General features: G+C 38.9%; 23 protein-coding genes. 22 read left to right on the top strand and 1 reads right to left on the bottom strand.

Features of this window, described 5'->3' with window-relative positions; all coding sequences use genetic code 11:
• Positions 1–97: 97 nt before the first annotated feature.
• The 13 genes from RV13_RS17815 to RV13_RS17755 all read left to right on the top strand — a co-directional run bounded on the left by RV13_RS17815 (position 98) and on the right by RV13_RS17755 (position 15,551).
• A complete protein-coding gene (locus RV13_RS17815) occupies positions 98–277 on the top strand; it encodes a hypothetical protein (protein WP_060789545.1) in 180 nt (59 codons plus the stop codon).
• Between the two features lie 393 nt (positions 278–670).
• Complete coding sequence (locus tag RV13_RS17810) at positions 671–1,516, top strand: PRD domain-containing protein (protein ID WP_010744291.1); 846 nt, start codon at positions 671–673, stop codon at positions 1,514–1,516.
• On the top strand, positions 1,513–3,378 hold the full coding sequence (locus RV13_RS17805) for a beta-glucoside-specific PTS transporter subunit IIABC (protein WP_060789544.1): 1,866 nt from the start codon (positions 1,513–1,515) through the stop codon (positions 3,376–3,378). Before RV13_RS17810 ends, RV13_RS17805 begins: the two co-directional genes overlap by 4 nt.
• Before the next feature lie 10 nt (positions 3,379–3,388).
• Positions 3,389–4,822: a glycoside hydrolase family 1 protein gene (locus RV13_RS17800; RefSeq protein WP_010744293.1), complete on the top strand. Its 1,434-nt coding sequence runs from the start codon at positions 3,389–3,391 to the stop codon at positions 4,820–4,822.
• Between the two features lie 611 nt (positions 4,823–5,433).
• Positions 5,434–5,655 carry a hypothetical protein gene (locus RV13_RS17795; protein ID WP_028020158.1) on the top strand — a complete coding sequence of 74 codons (222 nt, stop codon included), beginning with the start codon at positions 5,434–5,436 and terminating at the stop codon, positions 5,653–5,655.
• Between the two features lie 179 nt (positions 5,656–5,834).
• The gene (locus tag RV13_RS17790) at positions 5,835–8,264 is read left to right on the top strand and encodes a GH39 family glycosyl hydrolase (RefSeq protein WP_010744296.1); all 2,430 of its coding nucleotides are present in this window, start codon (positions 5,835–5,837) and stop codon (positions 8,262–8,264) included.
• Positions 8,265–8,426: 162 nt separating this feature from the next.
• Complete coding sequence (locus RV13_RS17785; RefSeq protein ID WP_010744297.1) at positions 8,427–9,821, top strand: MFS transporter; 1,395 nt, start codon at positions 8,427–8,429, stop codon at positions 9,819–9,821.
• A 190-nt stretch (positions 9,822–10,011) separates the two neighbouring features.
• Positions 10,012–11,106, top strand: coding sequence for a Gfo/Idh/MocA family protein (locus RV13_RS17780; RefSeq protein ID WP_010744298.1), 1,095 nt, complete (start codon positions 10,012–10,014; stop codon positions 11,104–11,106).
• 75 nt (positions 11,107–11,181) lie between these two features.
• Positions 11,182–12,192 carry a sugar phosphate isomerase/epimerase family protein gene (locus RV13_RS17775; RefSeq protein ID WP_010744299.1) on the top strand — a complete coding sequence of 337 codons (1,011 nt, stop codon included), beginning with the start codon at positions 11,182–11,184 and terminating at the stop codon, positions 12,190–12,192.
• A 13-nt stretch (positions 12,193–12,205) separates the two neighbouring features.
• Complete coding sequence (locus RV13_RS17770; RefSeq protein ID WP_010744300.1) at positions 12,206–12,595, top strand: C-glycoside deglycosidase beta subunit domain-containing protein; 390 nt, start codon at positions 12,206–12,208, stop codon at positions 12,593–12,595.
• Positions 12,596–12,615: 20 nt separating this feature from the next.
• Positions 12,616–13,671 (top strand): Gfo/Idh/MocA family protein, encoded by a 1,056-nt coding sequence (locus RV13_RS17765; RefSeq protein WP_010744301.1) that lies wholly within the window; start codon positions 12,616–12,618, stop codon positions 13,669–13,671.
• Between the two features lie 15 nt (positions 13,672–13,686).
• Positions 13,687–14,598, top strand: a complete 912-nt coding sequence (locus tag RV13_RS17760; protein WP_010744302.1) for a sugar phosphate isomerase/epimerase family protein — start codon at positions 13,687–13,689, stop codon at positions 14,596–14,598.
• An 11-nt stretch (positions 14,599–14,609) separates the two neighbouring features.
• The gene (locus tag RV13_RS17755) at positions 14,610–15,551 is read left to right on the top strand and encodes an ROK family protein (RefSeq protein WP_028020159.1); all 942 of its coding nucleotides are present in this window, start codon (positions 14,610–14,612) and stop codon (positions 15,549–15,551) included.
• A 115-nt stretch (positions 15,552–15,666) separates the two neighbouring features.
• Here RV13_RS17755 and RV13_RS17750 read toward each other — a convergent pair whose 3' ends face one another.
• Positions 15,667–16,314 carry a FusB/FusC family EF-G-binding protein gene (locus RV13_RS17750; protein WP_028021311.1) on the bottom strand — a complete coding sequence of 216 codons (648 nt, stop codon included), beginning with the start codon at positions 16,312–16,314 and terminating at the stop codon, positions 15,667–15,669.
• Positions 16,315–16,604: 290 nt separating this feature from the next.
• Between RV13_RS17750 and RV13_RS17745 the strand changes: the two genes are divergently transcribed.
• The 9 genes from RV13_RS17745 to RV13_RS17705 all read left to right on the top strand — a co-directional run bounded on the left by RV13_RS17745 (position 16,605) and on the right by RV13_RS17705 (position 22,741).
• The gene (locus RV13_RS17745; RefSeq protein ID WP_010744305.1) at positions 16,605–17,048 is read left to right on the top strand and encodes a MarR family winged helix-turn-helix transcriptional regulator; all 444 of its coding nucleotides are present in this window, start codon (positions 16,605–16,607) and stop codon (positions 17,046–17,048) included.
• A gap of 32 nt (positions 17,049–17,080) precedes the next feature.
• The gene (locus RV13_RS17740; RefSeq protein WP_010744306.1) at positions 17,081–17,575 is read left to right on the top strand and encodes a GNAT family N-acetyltransferase; all 495 of its coding nucleotides are present in this window, start codon (positions 17,081–17,083) and stop codon (positions 17,573–17,575) included.
• A gap of 172 nt (positions 17,576–17,747) precedes the next feature.
• Positions 17,748–18,755, top strand: a complete 1,008-nt coding sequence (locus RV13_RS17735) for an NADH:flavin oxidoreductase (protein WP_010744307.1) — start codon at positions 17,748–17,750, stop codon at positions 18,753–18,755.
• A 234-nt stretch (positions 18,756–18,989) separates the two neighbouring features.
• Positions 18,990–19,538 carry a helix-turn-helix domain-containing protein gene (locus tag RV13_RS17730; protein ID WP_010744308.1) on the top strand — a complete coding sequence of 183 codons (549 nt, stop codon included), beginning with the start codon at positions 18,990–18,992 and terminating at the stop codon, positions 19,536–19,538.
• 14 nt (positions 19,539–19,552) lie between these two features.
• Complete coding sequence (locus RV13_RS17725) at positions 19,553–20,191, top strand: YczE/YyaS/YitT family protein (RefSeq protein WP_010744309.1); 639 nt, start codon at positions 19,553–19,555, stop codon at positions 20,189–20,191.
• Between the two features lie 361 nt (positions 20,192–20,552).
• Positions 20,553–21,146: an Asp23/Gls24 family envelope stress response protein gene (locus RV13_RS17720; protein ID WP_010744310.1), complete on the top strand. Its 594-nt coding sequence runs from the start codon at positions 20,553–20,555 to the stop codon at positions 21,144–21,146.
• Between the two features lie 25 nt (positions 21,147–21,171).
• On the top strand, positions 21,172–21,417 hold the full coding sequence (locus RV13_RS17715; protein WP_010744311.1) for a GlsB/YeaQ/YmgE family stress response membrane protein: 246 nt from the start codon (positions 21,172–21,174) through the stop codon (positions 21,415–21,417).
• Between the two features lie 9 nt (positions 21,418–21,426).
• Positions 21,427–21,918 carry a cysteine hydrolase family protein gene (locus RV13_RS17710; RefSeq protein WP_010744312.1) on the top strand — a complete coding sequence of 164 codons (492 nt, stop codon included), beginning with the start codon at positions 21,427–21,429 and terminating at the stop codon, positions 21,916–21,918.
• 250 nt (positions 21,919–22,168) lie between these two features.
• The gene (locus RV13_RS17705; protein WP_010744313.1) at positions 22,169–22,741 is read left to right on the top strand and encodes a hypothetical protein; all 573 of its coding nucleotides are present in this window, start codon (positions 22,169–22,171) and stop codon (positions 22,739–22,741) included.
• Positions 22,742–22,779 lie beyond the last annotated feature (38 nt).

The following is a 22,779-nucleotide window of genomic DNA, read 5'->3' as shown; positions in this document are numbered from 1 at the left end:
ACAAAAAAGTGAATCTCTTAACTTTTGATTGAAATCGAAAATAGAAGCGCTTTCTTATGGGTGGTAGACTAGGTTCTGTAAAAAGGAGGCGGAGTATTTGAGACAAAAGAATCGTACATTTGATTTAAACATTTCGAAAGATGGTCATTGTCAGAATTATATATTGTTGATGACGAGCATCATTGGAGCCATAATAATGCTGCTTTATGTGAGATTTGAAAAACAAGAAGATCACATTCTTGCTGAGTTAGAAAAAAGACGCCAGCAAGTGATTTAATAGATGTAAAAAGCCATTCTTTTCTTATCAGAGGGTTTTGATCTCAGATAATAAAAAGAATGGTTTTTAAGTATAAAGTTACAGCTTCTCTTTGTATAAAAAGGACTTTCATGATGCATTGATCCTGTAAAAGAGGCTATTTATATTCTCTCCTGCCTAAATAATAACTAGAGCTTATTCTAGAAAAAACTAAAGAAAGCGTTGACAACAAAACTTTCGGCAGTTATTATAAGCTTGTAAGAAAGAAAAAGAGCTAGGAATAGCAAGGTAGCTGTTCTTAGAGTTATGTGACTGGTAATGCAGGCAGAACTCAGATTATGCACTAAATTTACTGAAGTTTTTTCAGTTTGTTTAGTCTGTAATCTGAGTTTTTTTTCTGGAAAGGAGTAAATGATGAAAGTAGTAAAAATTTTAAATAACAATATCGCAATCATTGATAAGGGCGGTCATGAATCAATCGTTTATTCACCGGGAATCTCCTTTAAAAAAAGCGTTGGCCAACGAATAACGGATTCCGAAATTGAAAAAACGTATGTCTTAGATTCTAAGGATCGATTAGAGCATTTCAGCTATTTGCTGACTCATTCAGATGAGAAAATGATTCATTTGTTGAATGATATTGTCGCTTATGGCGAGTTTGTTGCAGAACAAAAAGCCAATGATTATCTGTATTTAGCGCTGCTTGATCATCTTACTTTTGCGATAAAGCGGGGAGAAAAGGATCAGTTTATTCGCAGTCCATTGACCTGGGAGGTCCAGAAATTTTATCCCAAGTTCTATGATATCGGGTTGTATGCGGTTAAGTTGATGCGTAAAACCTTCCACTATGAGTTTCCAGATGAGGAAGCTGTGTCTATCGCCTTACATTTTGTCAATATTCAGGAAAGTCAATCACTATTGGATGAAACGCTGGAAAGCATGGAAATATTGAGAGATATCTTGAACATCATTAAGTACCATTTCAATATTTCATTAGATGAAACCTCGATGAATTATATGCGGTTAGTAACACATTTGCAGTATTTTATCGAGCGGTTAAGAAAGCAAGAGGTTTACAGTGAAGACAGTGCCGGGCTGTTCGAACAAGTAAGACTGCTTTACCCAGAAGCCTTTAAGGCAACGGAAAAAATTGATATTTATGTGAAGGGCAGATTCAATCAATATCTGTCGAAGGACGAATATACCTATTTGATGATTCACATTAATCGTGTGACTGAGAGAAAGGAAGAAAAAGAATGAAATACCAAGAATTCAATCAAGAGATTATTGATTTAGTGGGTGGAAAAGACAATATAGAAGCGGTTGTTCATTGTATGACCAGACTGAGATTTACCTTGAAGGATCGATCAAAAGCGCAAACAGAGGCGATCAAAGAAATGGATGGGGTCATTGATGTCGTCAGTAATCCAGTCGCTTATCAAATTATTGTAGGTACACACGTGAATGACGTTCATAAGGAATTGATCAGTATGCTTGGGCTAGACTCTGAAGCCCAAGGAACAGGCAAAAAAGAAAAAAAGAATTTTGTTAAAGCAGCTTTAGATGTTGTTTCTGAATCAATGACCCCGATTTTAGAACCCATTATCTGTGCAGGGCTGTTAGCGGCGGTTCTTTCGATTGTTTCACTAACCGGGCTTATCTCACCGGAAAGTTCGACGTATATGATCTTTGATACATTACGCAACGCGGTGTTTTACTTCTTGCCGATTTTTATGGCAATGAGCTGTGCGAAGCGGCTGGGAGCGAATCCTTATTTAGCGGTTGCTTTAGCGGTAACCATTTTATCGGATTCGATTAACGGCGTATCTGGGTTGAACATGTTTGGGATTGGATTGCCTGAAATCACTTATTCTAATAGCTTTGTTCCAATTTTATTAGCCGTTTGGATCATGGGCTATGTGACGAAATACGTGAAGAAAATTGTTCCTGATTCATTGCAGCTGTTTTTAACCCCTTTATTAGTAATGATCGTGATGCTGCCGGCAACGTTATTAGTTTTTGGTCCGTTAGGTTTTTATTTAGGGGAAGGCATTATCGGTGTATTCAATTGGTTGCTAAATACGGTTGGCGGCTGGTTCGTGTTGATGCTTTACTCTGCATTGCAGCCGTTCCTGATTATGCTGGGAGCAGGGAACTTTATCATGCCAGTAGTGGCTTCACTGATTGCGGCGAATGGGTATGATCCAGCCTTTATCACTGCTTGTACGATTTCTGATATCGCGGTAGGCGGAGCGATGCTTGGGTACTTTTTACGTACGAAGAACAACAAACAAAAGCAATTATTTGGTACAGTGACTCTTTCAGCAATCTTAGGGATCACTGAGCCAGCGATTTACGGGGTATTTGTAAAATATCGTCGTCCTTTCGTAGCCGTTATGATTGGCGGCGGATTAGGCGGATTGTTTGCCGGGATTACGGGAGTCAAGGCCTATTCGATGGCTTGGGGGTTGTTTGGACTGCCTTCTTATATCGGTAAAGAAGGCGACTTTGCGAATTTATGGTTTATGGTGGCAGCCGTTGCGATTAGTTTCTTAGGTGCAGCGATTGCTTCATACATGCTAGGTGTGCCGGCTGAAAAGGACGAGGAGACGCAAGAGCTTTCTTCTGAAAAAGCGGTTGAAGAAGGAACAAAGATCAGTGTCCGCTCCATTCCATTAAAGAGTGTGGTTAAAGGTCAATTGGTTCAATTATCAGAGATTGCGGACAAGGCCTTCTCAACAGGTGCTTTAGGAAAAGGTGTCGGAATCATCCCTGAGGACAATACCATTTATTCGCCAATCGATGGAGAGGTAACTGTGGTATTTCCGACCAAGCATGCGATCGGGATCAAGGGTGAGAACAACGCAGAAATTTTGATCCACATTGGCATTGACACGGTTGAGCTGGATGGTGAAGGCTTTGAACTTTCAATAAAAGCCGGAGATAAGGTCCATGCAGGGCAAAAATTAGGCACTGTTGATTTTGAAGCGATCAAGCAGGCGGGCTATGATCCGACAGCGATTGTGGTTGTGACCAACACCAATGATTACCTAGATGTGATTCCAGAAACAAATAAGCCTGTCTGTGATAGTGATCTCGCAATGAATATTATTATTGAATAGAGGATAGAAGATGAAGATGGATTCGAAATTTTTATGGGGCGGCAGCATCGCCGCCCATCAATGTGAAGGTGCAGTGAACGAAGGAAATAAAGGAACGGGTATTATGGACTTGGTGACGGTAGGGGCTTATGGTCAGCCACGAGAAATTCATGAGACATTCCAAAAAGACAGCCGTTACCCCTCTCATCAAGGAATTGACTTCTATCATCGTTATAAGGAAGACATCGCTTTATTTGCTGAAATGGGATTTAAGGCTCTGCGAATTTCGATTGATTGGTCGAGAATTTTTCCAAAAGGGGATGAGAAAGTTCCGAATCAGGCGGGGTTGGATTTCTATAATGATGTCGTTGATGAACTTCTCAAACATAATATCGAACCAATCGTGACGCTCTATCATTTTGAAATGCCGATCCACTTAGTCACTGAATATGGCTCTTGGAAAAATCGCCAAGTAATTGATTTTTACCTAAAATTTTGTGAAACGATGTTCCGTAGCTTGAAGGGAAAAGTAACATATTGGGTAACGTTTAATGAGATGAATCATATTGATCCGCAGACGGAAGCGAGTGATATTTTTACTTATATCATTGCGGGACTCAAGTATTCTGAGATTGAAAATAAAAAAGAGACATTGGCTCTGATTGGCTATCATATGACCTTGGCCAGCTGTTTAGCCGTAAACTTAGCGCGGGAAATTGATCCGAAAAACAAAGTCGGATGTGTTTTTGGCATTGAGCCGGTCTATCCTGTCGACTGTAACCCGCAAAATGTCTTGAATGCCTTTCAACAAATGGATCGAGATTTTTACCAAATTGACGCGATGTGCAATGGAGAATTTCCGAAGTATAAAATGAAGGAATATCAAGCCATCGGCATTGAGCTTGAGATCAGCGAGGCAGATCAACAAGCCTTTAAAAACGGAAAATTGGATTTTATTGGGATGAATTACTATGCCTCATCTGTGGCAGAATATGAAGGAGCCGAAGGTGGTGCGAGTGCCCTTTTCGGCGGTCTGCAAAACCCATTTTTAAAGGTCAGCAAGTGGGGCTGGTCGATTGATCCCATCGGCATTCGTTATTTACTGAATTATACGTATCGCAAATACGGCTTGCCAATCATGATTACAGAAAATGGTCTCGGAGCAGTAGATGTTGTTGAGGAAGATGGGCAAATTCATGATGAGTATCGCATAGAATATCTGAAGAATCATATTCTAGAAATCAAAAAAGCCATTGAAATCGATCAAGTAGATTGCATCGGCTATTTAATGTGGGGCCCGATTGATCTAGTAAGTGCAACGACCGGTCAGATGAGCAAGCGCTATGGCTTTATCCATGTTGATCTGGATGATGAAGGAGAAGGTACCTTAGCACGTTCACGCAAGGATTCCTTTGAATGGTACAAACAAACGATCAAGGACAATGCGGAGAATTTAGTGGATTAGACAATTTAATAATTATTAAGTCAGCTGGGGAGATTCCTCAGCTGTTTTTGAGGGGAAGAATCATGCAGGTATCACAGCCTCGGACAGGTTTAAGTAAGTTAAATGGTCCGAGGCTTTTTTATTTTTTCTTCAAGCTATTATCCGTCTTCCGGTATTCACTGGGAGAAATGTCGGTCTTCGTTAAAGAACTTCTTAAAATTGCATAAGAGCGAGGCACATCTGGAAATCTGCGAGACGTAAGCAATAAATAACATTGTGCTAGATGAAATTTAATCTGACAACAAAAAAATATAGTGATCAACAAATGGTCGTACAATTACCATTCAACTGTTGGAAGTTTTTTCTACATGGTTGATTGCATAATAAAATTAACAGGGTAAGATTGAAAATATGAATTAAAAATATCGCAAAAGAAATAATTTCGATCTTCTAATATTTCAGTGATAAGCTGTTAAACGAATTCTATTAAGTATTGTTAATTACATCTCTTTAATTCATTTAAAAGTATCGTCAACCCTCCACTGACCCACCACTCATTCGTTTGTTGGTAAACTACCGTAGTTACAAGAAAGTGGGGGAGCAAAATAGAAGTAAATGAGAGGCTAAAACCATTGTTAGGGTGGCGTAAAAAAACCATTCTATTTATTTTTAGCCAAGCGATTACTCTGTTCGGTTCGTCAATCGTGCAGATGGCGATTATCTGGCAGGTAGCTTTAGAAACTTCATCTGGATTATGGGTAACTCTTCTAACACTTAGTTCAACAATTCCACAAATGATTCTTTCCTTTTTGGAGGAGCATGGACGGATCGGTATCCACGGAAACGGCTATTGACACCTTTCTAACAGGAAAGGTGTCTTTTTTCTTTCTTTAAGTTTAAAAAAGATAGAATGCTGACAGGCGTTTCATGTATTATTGAGACAAGAAGCAAAATTGATTGAAGGAATCGAAAGCGCTTTTAATTAGTGGAATAGTAATATGATTTTAATTTGAAAACTTGGAGGAGGGGTGTTATGCGCCTGATAGAACCATGGGAGAATATCAGAATCAATGTGCTGTCAGTAAATCGGGTCATGCAGCATTTTGATGGAAACATTCATTTCATTTATGTATTAGCAGGGGAGGTAACCGTCGAAAAAGAAGACACGATTATTTCGCTACAAAAAAATGATTTTTATATTTTATCAAAGTCTTTAGTACATACCGTTTATGGAGAAAATGCTCGAGCTTTTGAAATCGTTTTAACTTATACCTTCGAAGATCAAGAAGGACGGGCATTTGAAGGAAATTCTGTTACACAAGGCAAAAGTTCGGATCAAAAAATAGTTCAGTCTATTGAGCGTTTATTGAAGCTGTATATTTTGCAAGAGAAGCATTCCGTTTCTGAAGTTTTTGAAGAGTATTTTCGCATGATTCATTTACTAGAGAAGGAATACACCGTGTTCTCTAGTCTAGATGAAGACCGAAGTATGAAGCAAAAGGTTTATGAGCTGAAATTTTTCATTGATAACAACTTCGACAAGGATATTCGTTTGGCTGATATTGCGAATAAATTATATGTTTCTGATCAGTATCTATCCAGAAGCTTTTCTAGTGAGATTGGCATGCCGATGAATGAATATTTGATTCGCAAACGGTTAGAAAAGGTGCGAAAGGAGCTGTTAGAAACAGAAAAAACTGTGACAAATATTGCCTTTTCTGCTGGGTTTTCAAACATTAATTCCTTTAATCGCTTATTCAAAAAGTATCAAGGTTTGACCCCCAGTGAGTTTCGCAAGGAAATAAAAGACACGGTAAAAGTTGAAACGAAGCAGCACGATTTAGCGGAGGAAGACATTCAGAATTTAGAGGTGTATTTCAAAGAAAAGGATGCGAAAATTGACGACGAAACACTCTTAGTGGATATGCAGGAATACTCACGGCAAAATTTTCAAAAAAACATGATTAATTTAGGGTACGCTGGAGATCTTACTCATTCCTCATTTGTAGAACAAATCCATTATCTACAAGAGAGTAGTCCCTTTTTATATGGAAGGATCTGGGGATTGTTAAGTGAAGAAATTTTGGAGCAGGTGGGAGACGCTTATGATTTCTCAGCGGTTGATGAAATTCTTCAGGTTATGATTAAAGCGGGGATTAGGCCATTTTTAGAACTGGGGTTCAAAGGAAAATTGATTCATGAATCCCATACACAAATTATAAAAAGTCATTTATTTACGAGGAAATCGTATGAGTTGTCTCATTTGCTACAGCGATTCCAAGCTTTTTTTCATCACTGTGTGGATAAATTTGGTTTGGAAGAGGTATCGACGTGGATTATCGAAATATGGAAGCCTAACCCTCTGGTTTTAAAAACGATTGGCAGCGAAGAACTAACAAGAATAGATGATAATGGTGCCCAGTTAAATCTAGCCAACGAAAAAAATTATATCTATGTCTTTTCAAAAATCCAACAAGCCATTCGTCGCATTGTTCCTGGGATTCAAATTGGCGGCTGCGGCTTGAGCTTAGACATTGAAGACCGCGACCTAAGCTCTTTTCTGACGCAATGGGTCAAAGGAACTGCGGCACCAGATTTTATCAGCTTGTCGATTTATCCGATGGATGCTGTGAAGCAGCAGGTGCACCAACACAAAAATCATCATGAACCTATTTCTCCAGATTCCAATTATATGCTCCATCAAATGAAGCAGTTCAAGGAGTTGCTTACAGACATTGGTTACGAGGGGAGAACCTACATTACAGAATTCAATGTTACGATTTTAAGTCGGGATATTATCAATGATACGGCCTTTAAAGGTAGCTATATTCTAAAAAATGTTCTAGCAGTGGTGCCTTATTGCGATTTGATTGGTTATTGGCAGCTGACGGATCTATCTGTGACTACCTTTGATACAGCAAATAAGGAGATATTCGGCGGTTCTGGATTGATCTCAAAAAGCGGGGTCCCTAAAATCGGCTACTATGCCTATCGCTTTTTAAGTAAGTTAAGTGATGAAGTCGTCTATCAGTCAGAGGAGCTGCTGATTACAAAGGACGATCCAAACCGTATTCAGCTATTGTGTTTTTCCTATAGTCACTTAAATTCTACCTATTATTATGATTTTAATAGTGTTTTTACACGTAGAAATGCAGAAGCTTTATTTACTTCAGCAAGTGTACAAAAGAAACAGATTGTATTGATGAACTTGAAGGAAGAGGAGAGCCTATATCGATTGAAGTGTTACCGAATCGGTCCGAAATCAGGCAATATTCTAGAAGAAATGAATCAATTGAGTCATTCGGATCGACTGGATGAAGAATTGATCGCCTATTTGAAGCATCGCTGCCAACCGCAAATTGAGGTTAAGGAAGCTGTTTCTAGGAATCGTCAATTAAAAATTGAATTGGAGCTATCACCCCAAGATATTCAATTAATCGAAGTTCAAAAAGTTTCTCGTTAAACAAGATTGTGTAATACAATCTTGTTTTTTTGTGTCTACGTTGCCTATCATCCTTTGAAAGTATCAACAGAATGTTTAGAAAGTGCAGAGTATTCTTTTATGGAGGACGCTAAAATAGAACCTGTAAACGTTTACAAAAACTAATTATTCTGGGAGGTACACATGGAAAAGGAAGTTTTTGATAATGGAATGAAGGTTGAAAAGAAGAAATTAACGAAGTTTTCTATGATTGCCTATGGCTTGGGTGATTTAGCGAGTCAGTTTGTATGGACATTCGTCGGCACTTATTTAACTGTTTTCTACACTGATATCGTGGGTTTAGCGCCAGTCGCTGTTTCTATGATCATGTTGCTGGCTCGTTTGTGGGATGGGATCAATGATCCGATGATGGGAATGATCGCTGAACGGACGAGAAGTAAATTCGGACGTTTCCGTCCCTATATTGCCTTTGGCTCCCCTTTTCTAGCGTTGTTTTCAGTACTAACATTTACCGGTCCATTTGGAAATGGGACAGCGGGGGTTATCTGGGCAGCAATCATTTATATCGTTGCGGGAATGATTTATACATTGGTTAATATTCCTTATGGTGCCTTGGCTGCAGTAATGAGTGAGGATGCAAATGAACGAAATCAATTGAATGCTTGGCGTTCTGTTGGAATGAATGTTGGAATGATCATTGTAAACTCAATGTCCTCATTTATTATGTTGGCGTTTTCTGACGGTTCTCAAGTAGCCACAGGGCGAGGCTACTTCATGACCGCTTTGATTTATGCGGTGATCTCGATTCCATTGTTTTTTGCGGTTTTTGTGACCTCTAGAGAAGTCGTTCAACCGATGAAAAATGAGAACAAAGTTCCATTACGTACGACGTTAAAAAATGTCATCGGAAACAAGTATTTGATGATCGTCTTTCTAATTATGATACTTCAAATGACTGCATTTATGGGTAGAATTGCCGTAACAACTTTTTATGTCATTTATTGTTTAGGGGCTTTTACCTTAATCGCTTTGCTTATGACAATTCCTTCGATTGGTGGAGCCGTTTGTTCTTTAGCCGTTGTTCCACTTGTTAAACGTTTTGGTAAACGAAATGTGCTTATGATTTCTTTGATTCTTCAAGGGATCGGATTGTTGGTGGTTTATTTCGCAGATTTTGATAACTTGCCGATGATTATTGCGGGGCATGTCATCTTTGGATTGTTTAATATGGGCTTTCCAATTTCGCTCTCTTTAGTAGCAGACTCTGTTGATTATCAAGAGTTGAAATCTGGGGTTCGAACAGATGGCACAGCTTATGCGACGTATGGCTTGGCAACTAAAATCGGAAATGCTCTCGGCGCATCAGTGGGAATTATGCTGCTTCATTCTTTTGGCTACAAAGCAAACATGGAGCAATCATTGGCGACGAAAAACGGAATCAATCTAGTCGTTAATTTAATTCCAGCAATCTTATTTTTTGTATCAGCGCTTGCTTGTCTATTATGGAACTTAAGTGACAAGGATACGGACGATATTCGGAAACAATTAGATGAAAAACGTGAAAAAGAAAATGAGTAAACATAAATGTGTGGTATTCAATTGCACATCAATAAAGAAAAGAAGAATAAATGCAAAAAGAGTTGATCTTTTTTGGGAGAATTAAAGAGTAAGAAAAAGTGTTTTTAAGTAAACTAATCAATGTAAGCGATACCTAAACGAAAAAGTTGACCAGCTTAAGAAATTTGTCAGCTTATAAGGAGGAAGAAAATTGAAAAAATTAAAATTCGGTATTATCGGATGTGGTGGAATTGCCAATCAAAAACATTTTCCAGCGTTGGCAAAGCTAAGTGAACAAGTGGAGCTAGTTGCTTTTTGTGACACGGTACTAGAGCGTGCAGAAAGTGCAGCAGCAGAATACGGCGTCCAAAATGCGTTAGTGACAGAAGACTATAAGGAAGTCGTGAAACAGGAAGATATTGATGTTATTCATGTATTGACACCAAATGTCTCACATTCCTATATTACTGTAGCTGCATTGGAAAGCGGAAAACACGTCATGTGTGAAAAACCAATGGCGATTAACTATGAGGAAGCAAAAAAAATGTTGGATGCCGCAGAACGTACAGGGAAGAAGCTGACGATCGGTTATCAAAATCGCTTCCGTGCGGATTCATTAGCAACCTACGATGCCTGCAGCAAAGGAGAATTGGGAGATATATACTTTGCGAAAGCACATGCTGTTCGTAGAAAAGGAGTCCCTACTTGGGGCGTATTCCCAGATAAAGAGAAGCAAGGTGGAGGCCCGTTAATTGATATCGGGACTCATGCATTGGATCTAACACTTTGGTATATGAATAATTACAAACCAAAAATGGTCTTAGGCTCTACCTATCAGAAGTTGAAGGACAACCCTATGGCAAATATGTTTGGTCCATGGGATCCAGAAACATTTGAAACAGAAGATTCAGCATTTGGACTAATCAAAATGGAAAATGGCGCAACAATCTTCTTAGAAGCAGCTTGGGCATTAAACATGATTAATCCGAAGGAAGCACAGGTGACCTTATGCGGAACAGAAGGCGGTGCGGAAATGTTTGGAAAAGCCTTCTTAGATCAAGGGTATGTGGTCTTCAACAAAGCTGATCATAACCAATTGGAGCAGACGGAGCCTTCAGATGCTGGCGGGGTCTTCGGCTTTGAGGGAAGTAGTTTGGAACAAAAAGACGCAGAGGCGAAACAATGGGTCGAAGCGATTCTTAACGATACAGAACCAGTTGTAAAACCTGAACAAGCAATTGTGGTAACACAAATTTTAGAAGCAATTTATAAATCGGCCGAAACAGGTAAAGTCGTTGAATTGTAATTTTAGGCGATGGGCGAGTGTCAAACGATTTTGCGCTCGTCCAAGCCGTTAGTTCAATTATTAGGAGGAAAACGAATGTCTAGAATCAAGACAGCAGTAAGTTTATATAGTTTACAAGATGAGTATTTGAACCATCGGATGAATTTGGCTGATATGATGAACTTTTTGAAGGAGCATCATGTTGAAGGCGTAGAAATTTTACCGGATCAAATGATCAAAAATGCGCCGTATCCAGTAGAAGAGGACGTCGCTCTTTGGCATCAGCTTTTAGAAGAAACAGGGATCGAGCCAGTGATCGCAGATGTTTTTCTGAACACAAATTTGTACAATAATCGTCAGTTAACGAAGCGAGAATGTATTGATTTATTAATAGAAGAAATCAAGCAAGCCAATCGCTTAGGCATCAAATTAATTCGTCTAGTCTCTATGGTTCCTTACTGGGTGTGTGAACCGTTACTGCCCTATTGTGAAAAATATGATGTGACAATTGCTTTAGAGATCCATGCGGGGATGGCTTTTGACGAACCCGAAACACTACATTTTATCGAAGAAATGAAACGATTGGATTCTCCTTATGTTGGTTTGGTAATCGATACAGGAATCTTCTGCAAAAAATTCCCACGAGTAGTCGTGAATTATGAAATAAATAATGGTGCTAGCCCTGAAATGTTTGCCTACTTAGATCGTTTATTCGAAAAAGGAACGGATCTTCACCGTGTAGTAAAAGAAAACAACGGAGAATATCCAGAGGACTTCAAGCAAGTCATCAAAACTAAAGAAGATCAAATGTTTGCGCCTCTATGTGATGGCTATGAAAATTATCCATTCTCAGTGATGGATGAATATATACCATACATCAAGCATTTTCACATTAAAATGTTCGAGATGACACCGGAAGGCCCTGAATATTCTATGGATTACAAGGGACTCTTGGAATACTTGCATGAAAAGAACTATGACGGGTACGTGGCAACGGAATATGAAGGGAATCGCTTCACATTGCCTGGAAAACCAATGCAGGAAAAAGAACAAGTTGCGGCAAATCAAAAATATTTGCAGGCTTGTCTGAAAGAGATTCAGGGATAGGAGGAAGAAGCAAATGTTTGACAATAATGTCTTTAAAAAAGATACCTGTAAGAATATCGAAGAAAACGGTGAAGTGATCGGTTATGAACTACAAACCTTGATCACCTATTATCGCGGAATCCCATTATCAATGGTGGAGTTTATCAAAGTTGCAATAGACGAGAAAGAAGCTGCATCTGATAAGATCCAAATTTCTATTGACAGAGAAGATTGGTTTTACTTATCGGAAGCGGCTACAGTTACCACATATAAATGGGAGTATGGTGAACCCTTGTATATCCGTGTCTTGAAGCCTGGAGGATTAGTCAAAGGAGACCATCAAGTCAAATTAACAGTTGCGACTAGAACCGCTTATATTCCTGTCCCATTAGTGGGAGTGAAGGAACGAACGGTCACGATTTAGGAGAGTAAGGAGGAAGAAGTATGCTGAATTTTGGCATCATTGGGTATGGCTTCATGGGGCAAACTCATGGAGATACGATCAAAAAATTAGACTATGCAGCATTACTCGCAGTATGCGATATCAATAAGGATCAGCTTAAGGACGTTTCGGAGGATGTAAAAACATTTTTAAGAGCGGATGAACTTCTAGCAGTAAAGGAAATTGATACGGTGATTATTGCTGTTCCGAATCATTTGCATTTGGAAATGGTAAAAAAAGCCGCTGCAGCGAAAAAAAATATTATCTTAGAAAAACCAGCGGCGATGAATGGAACAGAATTTCAAGAAATGATGACAGTCACAGAAGCGGCGGGAGTTCGTTTCACGATTCATCATCAACGTCGCTGGGACAAGGATTATCGTTTGATAAAAGAAGTCGTTGACAGTCACACGCTGGGAGATATCTTTACTATTAAAAATAGTCTCTATGGCTTTAATGGAAATATGCATGATTGGCATGTTTATCCTGAATTTGGCGGAGGGATGCTTTACGATTGGGGCGTTCATCTATTGGATCAAATGCTTTGGATGATCCCTGGTAAGTTGAAGACAGTCTATGCCGATGTGCGTAACGTTATTAATGAAAATGTTGACGACTATTTTAACATACAGATGTATTTTGATAGTGGAATTACCGGACAGGTTGAATTAGGAACCTATTTCTTGAAGGATGAGGCTTCTTGGTTTGAACGCCATTGGTTTGTAGGCGGAAATAAAGGAAGTGCCTATGTGGACGGTTTCAATCCTCTAGGAAAAATCGTACGAACTAGTGAATTATTAACGAATGTTCCTGGAAAAATCACCATGACAGCCGCTGGACCGACACGTTCCTTTGGTCCCCCGCCAGAAGGACGTCTAGTGACAGAAGAATTACCAGAAGTTCATGTAAATCATCAAATGTTTTTTGATCACTACCATGAGTATGTAGCAGGTAAAGAAGAGCTGACGGTAAAACCAGAAGAAATTTTACGCTTAATGAAACTAGTGGATGCTATTAGAGTATCGGCAAGAGAGCATCGCTCGGTAGACTTTGAATAGAGAGAAGGGAAAAACATGCAATTAGGATTAGTTTCAGCAATTTTGGATCAGAGCGATTTTTATGAAATGATCGATATCGTCGCTGAAAATGGACTAGAATGTGTTGAGGTTGCTTGCTGGCCGGCTGGAAAAGCCGAACGGCGTTATGCAGGAGTTTCACATATTGATACAGAAAATTTAACAAAAGATCAAGCAGAAAAATACAACGCTTATGCTAAAGAAAAGAACGTTGTAATCTCAGGGTTGGCCTATTATCCCAATCCTTTAGACGAGGATCTAGCGAAACGGCAGCAAGTGATCAATCATTTGTACTCAGTGATTGATGCAGCCAAAATGATGGACATTCATTTAGTGACAACATTTATTGGGCGGATGCCAACAAGGACTATTTCCGAAAATTTAAAGGAAATGGAGAAAGTCTGGAAACCAATTATTGCTTATGCGGAACAGCAGCAGGTAAAAATTGCCATCGAGAACTGTCCGATGCTGTTTACCGAAGATGAATGGCCTGGCGGACAAAACCTGATGACCACGCCAGACTTATTCAGAAAAATCTTTGCTATTTTGGATAGTGAGTATATCGGATTAAATTTTGATCCTTCTCATTTTGTATGGCAGCAGATGGATTACTTAGCACCATTGTATGAGTTTAAAGATAAGCTATTCCATATTCACTACAAAGATATCAAGTTATATTGGAACAAATTGCAGGAAGTCGGTGTAATGGCGACACCATTAGAATATATGTCACCTAAGCTGCCTGGCTTGGGCGATGTGGATTGGGGCAAGTATGTCTCAGCATTAACGGATATTGGCTATAATGGCTATACCTGTATTGAAGTAGAAGACCGGGCTTATGAAGCGGATTATGAGGATGTTAAGCGCTCAATCAAACAAAGCACGCATTATTTGCGAAACTTTGTTTAGTGGTGACGCCTTTGGAAAATCAAGAAAATAGAGTAATTGGTATAGATATTGGTGGAACATTTATCAAATTTGCGTTAATGAACTCGTTGAGCGTAATTGACAGAAAATGGTCGATTCCGACGAATATCTCTGAAAAGGGGCGGTTCATCCCAGAGGAAATTTGTTTTTCCATTCGTAAGACTTTAGGCGATGACTCACTAAAAATAGTTACTGGGATTGGTATCGGTGTACCAGGTCCTATTTCTCCAGACGGAAGGATGGTCGTTCAAGCCGTCAATCTTGACTGGAAAGAATTGCCATTAAAACAAATGATCGAAGATGAATTGGGCATCGAGGTCTGTTTACTAAATGACGCGAATGCAGCTGCTTTAGGGGAAATGTGGCAAGGAGCCGCTAAAGGCAAACAAAACTTTCTATTTGTAACACTGGGTACTGGTGTCGGTGGCGGTATCGTGATAAATGGTCAAGTCTTGAATGGTTGTCACTCCGCTGGTGGAGAGATTGGTCATATTCCTGTTCGTTCGGATGAAGACAGGCTGTGCGGGTGCGGCGGCAGAAACTGTTTAGAAACCTTTGCTTCAGCGAATGGCTTAGCGTTATCAATGAGAAAGAAGCTTGAGACAGTAGGTGAACAATGGTCGGAAATGACACCACCAATCATTTTTGAAAAAGCAGAACAAAACAATGAATACGCATTGCAGGTATTGAATGAGTTCACAGACGTATTAGGTCAGGCTCTAGCAGGTATTATGAATACGATTGATGTGGAAGAAGTTGTTATCGGCGGCGGCTTGTCAGAGGCAGGCGATGCGTTACTGATTCCGCTGAAGAAAAAAATGGACAAGTATGTTTTTCCGCAGATAAAAGAGCACTTTTCCTTTAAAAAAGCAGCGCTAGGAAATGAAGCAGGAATATTTGGAGCGGTTTATGCTTATTTGAATGTAAATAAATGAAGGTCATCTATTTATTTCGCTTGATGAGAAAAGATTTTTAACTTCGCTTTGGAAATTTCACATACTTATATTAAAAAATGCTCTAGCCTAAAAAAAAGGCTAGAGCATTTTTCAATTATTTCGTCACGGTTTCCCAAAAGCGGTTCAAAGTATCCAGTTGCGTTAGCTGGCGGTTACATTGATCGCTATTGGTGCAAATATAGTTGCCCTTTTTCGTATAGGTTCCGTCACCAGAAGATTTAGTTGTTGCTAAAAAAAAGGCAACAGTACTGATTTGATTGCAGATGGCGCAATGTCCTTTTTGGACATCGGTACTGAAGCTTCCATAAACACCAGTGAACCGCCCATCAATTTTTCGAAGCAAATATTTACGATTTGTCCCACTGTCATTCCAGCCTAAATAGCTTAACTCACGAAAATCTAAACTATCCAATTCTGGATACTGCATTTTCTTAACCTTTCGAAAGCTCTTCTCGATTTGTTTCGTAGAGGGGGCTTCCATTGGAATTACAAAAGCCTTCATTTCTTCAAAAAGCTTTTCGAATTTTTCACGGGTAAGGCTGGTATCAAGAAATTTTTCCCAATAGGCTTCCAGCAGAGTACTGCGTCTGAAGAATTCTTCCGTTTTTCCTTTGATCAATGTTTGCAGAGTCACGATAGTCTGTTTATCGTTCACTGAATGATAGGCACTGACAAGCTCGCTGATTTGTTGTTTGCAAAACCAATATTCATTTGGTTGTAATAGTAAGTTTTCTGTATTCATGATTTTCCTCGTTTCTTTTCTCTGAGGAAAATAGTTTTCCTTCAAAGAACTAATAATTAATGGCACATTATTAATTTCTTTGAACGTACGATACAAGATGATTTTATCATCAGGATCTCCTCCTTGTGTTGCATGATTCATACCTACGTTAGAATATAGCATTCCTTTCAATTCTACAAGTCTTTTCTATTTATTGCGGGTAAATTTAAGGATTAATTAGTTGCTAAAGTAAACTATTAACTTTATACTTCTATTAGTTGATTCAGTAAACTATTAAACGAGAGGATGTGATGAGTCTGGATACTCGTGATATTAGGCGGTTTAATCGCTATTATACGCGGATATTGGGCGTCTTCGATCAAAAGGTGTTTAATCTGGATTATTCAATGATTGAGATGCGGATTTTGGGAGAAATCGGACGTCATCCTAGTATTACCGCCAATGAACTGACAAAATGGTTAAACATTAAAAAAAGCTATTTAAGTCGCAAGTTAAGTAAATTGGAGCGGGAATCGTATATTTTTAAGGAAAAAGATTCTGAAGACAGCCGGAGCTTACAGCTTTATCTCACTGATAAAGGGAAAGAATTAAACAGCTATGTGGAAGAGCAGTCAGACAAGAAGGTGTTAGCGTTACTGGAGCCTTTAGATCAAGAAAGTTATCAAGAACTGGTGGCTGCGATGAATACGATCGAAAAAATATTATATAGGGTTTTCCCAAATGATTTAGAGTAGTTGCGATCATTTATTTAAAGGAGAGGATTTCAATGTCAGAAGTCACCATCATACCATTTGAAGAAAAGTATACCCAAGAAGTAGTCGATTTGATTCTTCCAATTCAGCGAGATGAATTCAATATCAATATCAGCATTGAAGATCAGCCCGATCTTTTGCGAATCAAGGAAGAATACATCGATACTGGCGGAAATTTTTGGGTCGCGCTTTCTGAAGGCGAAGTAGTTGGAACCATTGCCTTAGTGAAGCTGGAGAATCATTATGGCGCTATTAAGAAAATGTTTGCGGCGAAGCCCTTTCGCGGGGAAAAGCAAGTTGGCAAAAAATTGCTGGAAACATTGGTTACTTATTGCAAAGATCAAGGCTATGAACGTTTGTATCTAGGGACAGTAGAGGTATTGAAGGCAGCGCAAAGATTTTATCAAAAACATCATTTTGAGCGCATTGATAAGTCAGATATGCCAAAGGATTATCACTTGATGGATGTAGATACTGAGTTCTTTATGCGTGATTTAACGAAGGAATAAGCTTAAAACCACCTAACTCAAATGACTGAGTCGGGTGGTTTATTTGTTGAAGCAAAAAACCATGAATGGAAACGCTTTTCCAGGCTGAAGTCAATCTGTTAAAGAGGCTATCGCAGCAATCAACAAACTGATAAACTAATAAATAAAGTATAGAAGTTTAGGAGGAAGGATAATGAGTCTACTCGGGTCACCGATTACTATTGGCCAAGTGAAATTACCTAATCGTCTAGTATTGCCGCCGATGGCTACGGCAAAATCTCAAGATAACGGAGAAGTAACAGAAGCCCTTTGTGAATATTACAGAGAAAAATCCACTGGCGGCTATATTGGATTGATTATTACGGAGCATAGCTTTGTCAGTCCAGAAGGGCGGGCAAGCAGTGGACAGCTATCTATCGCGAAAGATGAGGATATTCTAGGACTAAAGAAGCTAGTAAAGACGATCCATCACAGTGGAACCAAAGTATTCGCACAGCTCGCACATGCTGGTGGACTGGCAAAGCAACCACTCACAGGACTTGAACCCAAAGGGCCAAGTTCCATTGCGCTACCTAAAGCTGCTCGAAGCACAGATATTCCACAGGAAATGACTTATGAAGAAATACAAAAGGTTGTCATAGATTTTGCATCAGCAGCACTAAGAGCAAAAAAAGCCGGTTTCGATGGTGTCGAACTGCATTCCGCTCATGGGTATTTGCTAAACCAGTTCTATTCTCCTTTAACAAATAAACGAAAAGATGTTTATCGTGGAGAAGATGTTGAGGGGCGAATTCGACTTCATTTAGAGATCAGTCAAGCAGTTCGTGAAGCTGTCGGACCGGATTATCCGATTGCGATTCGCTTAGGTGCAAGCGACCACATGGCTGGCGGCACGACGATTGAGGATAGTATCATCGCCGCAAAAGAATTTGAAAAAGCGGGAATTTGTTTACTGGATGTTTCAGGCGGCTTTAGCTTTTATACAAATCCTTATTCGAAAGAACAGGGCTATTTTAGCGAGTTGACAGAAGCGCTAAAAAGAGAAGTTGATATTCCGGTTTTATTAACTGGCGGGATTGTTGATGCTTCGGTTGCTGAAAACTTACTGCTTGAAAAGAAAGCGGATATGATCGGAGTTGGTCGAGCGATACTGAAAGATTCGGCTTGGGCGAAGCGAGCCATCCTGTCTCTACAAGAATAGAGAAAATTTAATTCAAAATCACCCGTGATTCATTTTTATTGAAAAAGCCTTGTTAGAGACCAATTTGGTTTTAACAAGGCCTTTTTGTATGAAGAAATCAAACTTACTTCCCGTGAGGATTCCTTTTAATGTCACGTTCATTTAATTTTTGGATTCATATTGACAAGAAGCGGTTAAGTCAGTATTCTATTCGCTATAGTGGATTTAATCCGAGATAGTAATATGGAGGTTTCTATGATTTCAGCGAATGAAATGATTAGCCGCAATATTAAGCGGATTCGTCAAGAACGAAATCTGACATTAGATGATCTTGCACGTTTGTCTAATGTAAGTAAAAGTATGCTTAGTGAGATCGAACGCTGTTCAAAAAGTCCAACGATTTCGATGCTAGAGAAAATTTGTGTGGGTATCAATGTTCCTCTCGCGCAGTTGACTTATATGGAAACACCAGAGGTTTCCGTCATCAAAAAAGGCTCAACAAAGCATTATTCGACGTCGAAAGGGTTTGATACTTACACGTTATTTAAGTTTGATCCAGATAAACGTTTTGAAATTTTACGGCACGTCATAGCACCGCATTCAGAGCGCCTATCAGAATACCATGAGGCAGGGATCAGAGAATATATTATTTGCACGCAAGGCATGCTAGATATTCAAGTTGGTGAAAAGAGCTTTATTCTAGAAGAAGGTGAAGCTATCCAGTTTTTAGCGAATTGCAACCATAAATATGCGAATACAACAGGTGAAGAAGCACGAATATTGATGTTACTGTTTAGGGAGTAGAAAGAAGGGGTTAAATGAAAGGGTATAGTGTTCGACTGGTAAAGCTGATCTTCGGGTTGTTTCTATTTGCGTTGGGATCTTTTTTGACGATTCAGGCGAATATCGGATTGGCATCGTGGGAAGCGTTTAGTATGGGCATTGCAAATTTAACGAATCAAACCTATGGCAACATCTTGATTATCAGTGGATTCGTCATTTTAATTATTGATGTTCTCTTGAAGGAAAAAATTGGATTTGGAACAATTTTGAATACGATTTTGATCGGAACCTTTGTTGATCTGATTCAAGGGATGGCTGTTATTCCACAAATGAACAGTTTTATTTCTGGTGTATTGATGCTTTTGTTAGGGCAGGTATCTATCTGTGTAGGTAGTTATTTTTATATAGGAGCTTCTCTCGGTTGCGGACCTCGTGATGCACTAATGGTTGCTCTTGGTAAGCGGCTGCCCAATGTTCCAATAGGAATTATTCGTGGATTAATTGAAGGAACAGTTCTATTGATAGGGTGGCTGTTGGGAGCAAAAGTAGGAATTGGAACAGTGATATCCGTCTTTGGCATCAGTTTTATCCTAGAATGGACTTTCAAGATTTTACATTTTGATGTAACCAATATAGAGCATGAGAGTGTGATAGATACAGTGAAGACTCGATGAATAATTCTCTAAGCCTTTTAAAAAATCAGAGAAATTTCGTACTCAACAGTTTTTGTTGGGTATTTTTTTTGAGTTTTTTACAGAACTGATAAATGTATCGTTATTTTATTTGATTGAGATTTCAAGTCGAGTGTACTCTTCAAGTTAAATTTTGTGAATAAATTAAGTGGAGGACGCTTTTGATCATTTCTTTGATTTATTTTCCGAAATAATAAAAAGTTGTAAGCAGATTATTGTGAAAATAAAAAAAAGTGAGCTATGCTTATTAGTGAACAAGAGTTATGAAATAGCACAATGATTTCCGGAAAAACGGAGAAAGTTATTTTATGATGCTAGAAAATTTTACTAGGAGGATTTTATTATGGTAGAAAATTATGAAAACAAAAATGTGAATGGACAAGCAGCAGCTGAATCTGTTCGTACGAATCAATCGAATGTACAAACCGATCAAGAAGTGAAAGGAGATCTCGTTTACGACGATAAAGTGATTCAAAAAATCATCGGTGTTGCGATTGAACAAATTGATGGATTACTTACAGTCGACGGAGGGTTCTTCTCGAATGCTGCAGAAAAACTAGTCAACACGGATAACGTAACTGCTGGGATCGATACCGAGGTTGGGAAAGAACAAGTGGCAGTTGATATGGATGTTGTCATTGAATACGGACAAGATATTACAAAAGTTGCTTCTGAAATTAGAAAAGTCATTCGTGATGAAGTAGCGAAAATGACGCATTTAGATGTCATTGAAGTGAACCTTCATGTCGTAGATATTAAGACAAAAGAAGAATTTGAACAAGATAGTGAAACAGTTCAAGATAAAGTAACAAGTGCTGCGAAAACGACTGGCGAGTTTGCTTCAAAGCAAACAGATAAAGCAAAAGATGCAGTCAATCGAGGAACAGACAAAGCTCAAGAAAAAATCGAAGAAAATCAAGATTCTCGAGTAAAATAGTTCTACAATAGGAGGAATAANAGTCATGGGTTTATTATGGTCATTAATTATTGGTGCAGTTATCGGGGCAATTGCTGGAGCGATTACCGGTAAGGGAAACAGTATGGGATGGATTGCTAATATCGTTGCTGGTCTAGTCGGATCAGCATTAGGACAAGCATTATTAGGCTCGTGGGGACCTTCATTAGCTGGGATGGCGTTAGTACCATCAATCATTGGAGCGATCATCTTGGTACTAATTGTCTCTTTCTTCTTAGGAAGATCCAAATAGGAGTAGGCGATGCTAGTAATTGTGGATATGCAAAATCGAATTTTGGATACTGATGATGAAAATTATGTGCTCGGTGCCGATAAGATTATTCCCAAAATACTGCAACGATTAACAAAAGCACGGAAATCTGGTGAGATGGTTCTTTTTACGAGAGATATTCCCATCGAGCATAAGAATGAATCCGAAGAACGAATCGAATTACAGATAGTGGATGAATTAGCTCCACTGCCTGAAGAGTATGTTTTCAAAAAGAACTACTATGCACTTCCACCGGAGAAACTGCTCGATGTTCGTGCATTAACTGAGAAACGCAAACAAGAGAAAAGCCGAATAGAAGTGGTTGGTGTTGAGCTGAGCATTTGCGTATTAGCAAACACTTTGGCTTTACAGAGCGCTCTCCCAGAAGGTGATTTTTATATTGATTCTGAGCTTGTTGCTGGGAACAAGCTAAATGAGACAGCCTTACAGCTGTTAGAGCAATTCAATGTTGAAATCGAATAGTTGAAAGAGTTCTAGCCTTTTAAACGAGGCTAGAGCTTTTTTTGATAGGAAATATTTTTTTCGTTTATTTTTTCTATTAATTTATATTTTTTTACTTTTAGAATGTCTCTAGGCAGAGAACAACGATTACTTTATACTAAGAATAAAAGTTATAAATAGTATGACTATTTGTTCCAAAGATAAGTGAAAGCGGTTAACTTATTCGGGCATCTAGCCGATTCAAAAATAAAAAAATCAGGGAGAAAAAAGGGTGAAGATAAAATATTTAAAGCGAACGCAATTTTTTGGTGATTATCAAGCCTGCCGTGTTATTTGGATTACTACCTTAAAGGGTGAATTGTTAGTTAAATTTACGATCACCGATGGGGAAGGAAAACACTTATATACAATAATGGAACCACCGGAAAGCGATACTTTTGATCTATCTAACAACGTCTTATCTTTGGAACAGCTGGAGGAGATAAGAGATCTTTTAAAAGCCAATAATCCAGAGATTGAGTGGGATATAACGGATGAGGAAGAGGTAATCTTTATGCTGGGATTTTTCGGGGAATGTCTAGCGAGGCGCCATTGGCTAGCAAGAGATAGTAAAAAGAATGAAGATGTTATCGCGGATTATATCTTTGATGCCAGTGATAAAATAGTCAAAGGAGAGTGTTTTCAAACGGACTATTTTAAAAAAGAAGCAACAGAAGGTGAAATCATCGAAAACTATCTGCTTCCTAAACTATTAGCGCGAGATGAAGTGGATACCATCGTACTGAACATTGCTAGAGCGGGTCAAGTCAATAGTTATTCAATTGTGATTCAGGAAAACGAATAGTTATTATCAGGGCTCTTTGTCAAATAGGACTGATAGAG

It is taken from the genome of Enterococcus raffinosus, from assembly GCF_001886185.1.
Lineage (GTDB): Bacteria > Bacillota > Bacilli > Lactobacillales > Enterococcaceae > Enterococcus_A > Enterococcus_A raffinosus.
The sequence above is the reverse complement of the archived record's forward strand: the minus strand, read 5'-3'. Positions and strand labels throughout refer to the sequence as shown.

Bases quoted from the DNA above. Each gene is read 5' to 3' on its own strand.
- RV13_RS17770 (WP_010744300.1), top strand. From the start codon at position 12,206: ATGTTTGACAATAATGTCTTTAAAAAAGATACCTGTAAGAATATCGAA.
- RV13_RS17750 (WP_028021311.1), bottom strand. From the start codon at position 16,314: ATGAATACAGAAAACTTACTATTACAACCAAATGAATATTGGTTTTGC.
- RV13_RS17735 (WP_010744307.1), top strand. From the start codon at position 17,748: ATGAGTCTACTCGGGTCACCGATTACTATTGGCCAAGTGAAATTACCT.
- RV13_RS17800 (WP_010744293.1), top strand. From the start codon at position 3,389: ATGAAGATGGATTCGAAATTTTTATGGGGCGGCAGCATCGCCGCCCAT.
- RV13_RS17710 (WP_010744312.1), top strand. From the start codon at position 21,427: ATGCTAGTAATTGTGGATATGCAAAATCGAATTTTGGATACTGATGAT.
- RV13_RS17790 (WP_010744296.1), top strand. From the start codon at position 5,835: ATGCGCCTGATAGAACCATGGGAGAATATCAGAATCAATGTGCTGTCA.
- RV13_RS17760 (WP_010744302.1), top strand. From the start codon at position 13,687: ATGCAATTAGGATTAGTTTCAGCAATTTTGGATCAGAGCGATTTTTAT.
- RV13_RS17765 (WP_010744301.1), top strand. From the start codon at position 12,616: ATGCTGAATTTTGGCATCATTGGGTATGGCTTCATGGGGCAAACTCAT.
- RV13_RS17715 (WP_010744311.1), top strand. From the start codon at position 21,172: ATGGGTTTATTATGGTCATTAATTATTGGTGCAGTTATCGGGGCAATT.
- RV13_RS17740 (WP_010744306.1), top strand. From the start codon at position 17,081: ATGTCAGAAGTCACCATCATACCATTTGAAGAAAAGTATACCCAAGAA.
- RV13_RS17805 (WP_060789544.1), top strand. From the start codon at position 1,513: ATGAAATACCAAGAATTCAATCAAGAGATTATTGATTTAGTGGGTGGA.
- RV13_RS17745 (WP_010744305.1), top strand. From the start codon at position 16,605: ATGAGTCTGGATACTCGTGATATTAGGCGGTTTAATCGCTATTATACG.
- RV13_RS17810 (WP_010744291.1), top strand. From the start codon at position 671: ATGAAAGTAGTAAAAATTTTAAATAACAATATCGCAATCATTGATAAG.
- RV13_RS17775 (WP_010744299.1), top strand. From the start codon at position 11,182: ATGTCTAGAATCAAGACAGCAGTAAGTTTATATAGTTTACAAGATGAG.
- RV13_RS17730 (WP_010744308.1), top strand. From the start codon at position 18,990: ATGATTTCAGCGAATGAAATGATTAGCCGCAATATTAAGCGGATTCGT.
- RV13_RS17720 (WP_010744310.1), top strand. From the start codon at position 20,553: ATGGTAGAAAATTATGAAAACAAAAATGTGAATGGACAAGCAGCAGCT.
- RV13_RS17785 (WP_010744297.1), top strand. From the start codon at position 8,427: ATGGAAAAGGAAGTTTTTGATAATGGAATGAAGGTTGAAAAGAAGAAA.
- RV13_RS17725 (WP_010744309.1), top strand. From the start codon at position 19,553: ATGAAAGGGTATAGTGTTCGACTGGTAAAGCTGATCTTCGGGTTGTTT.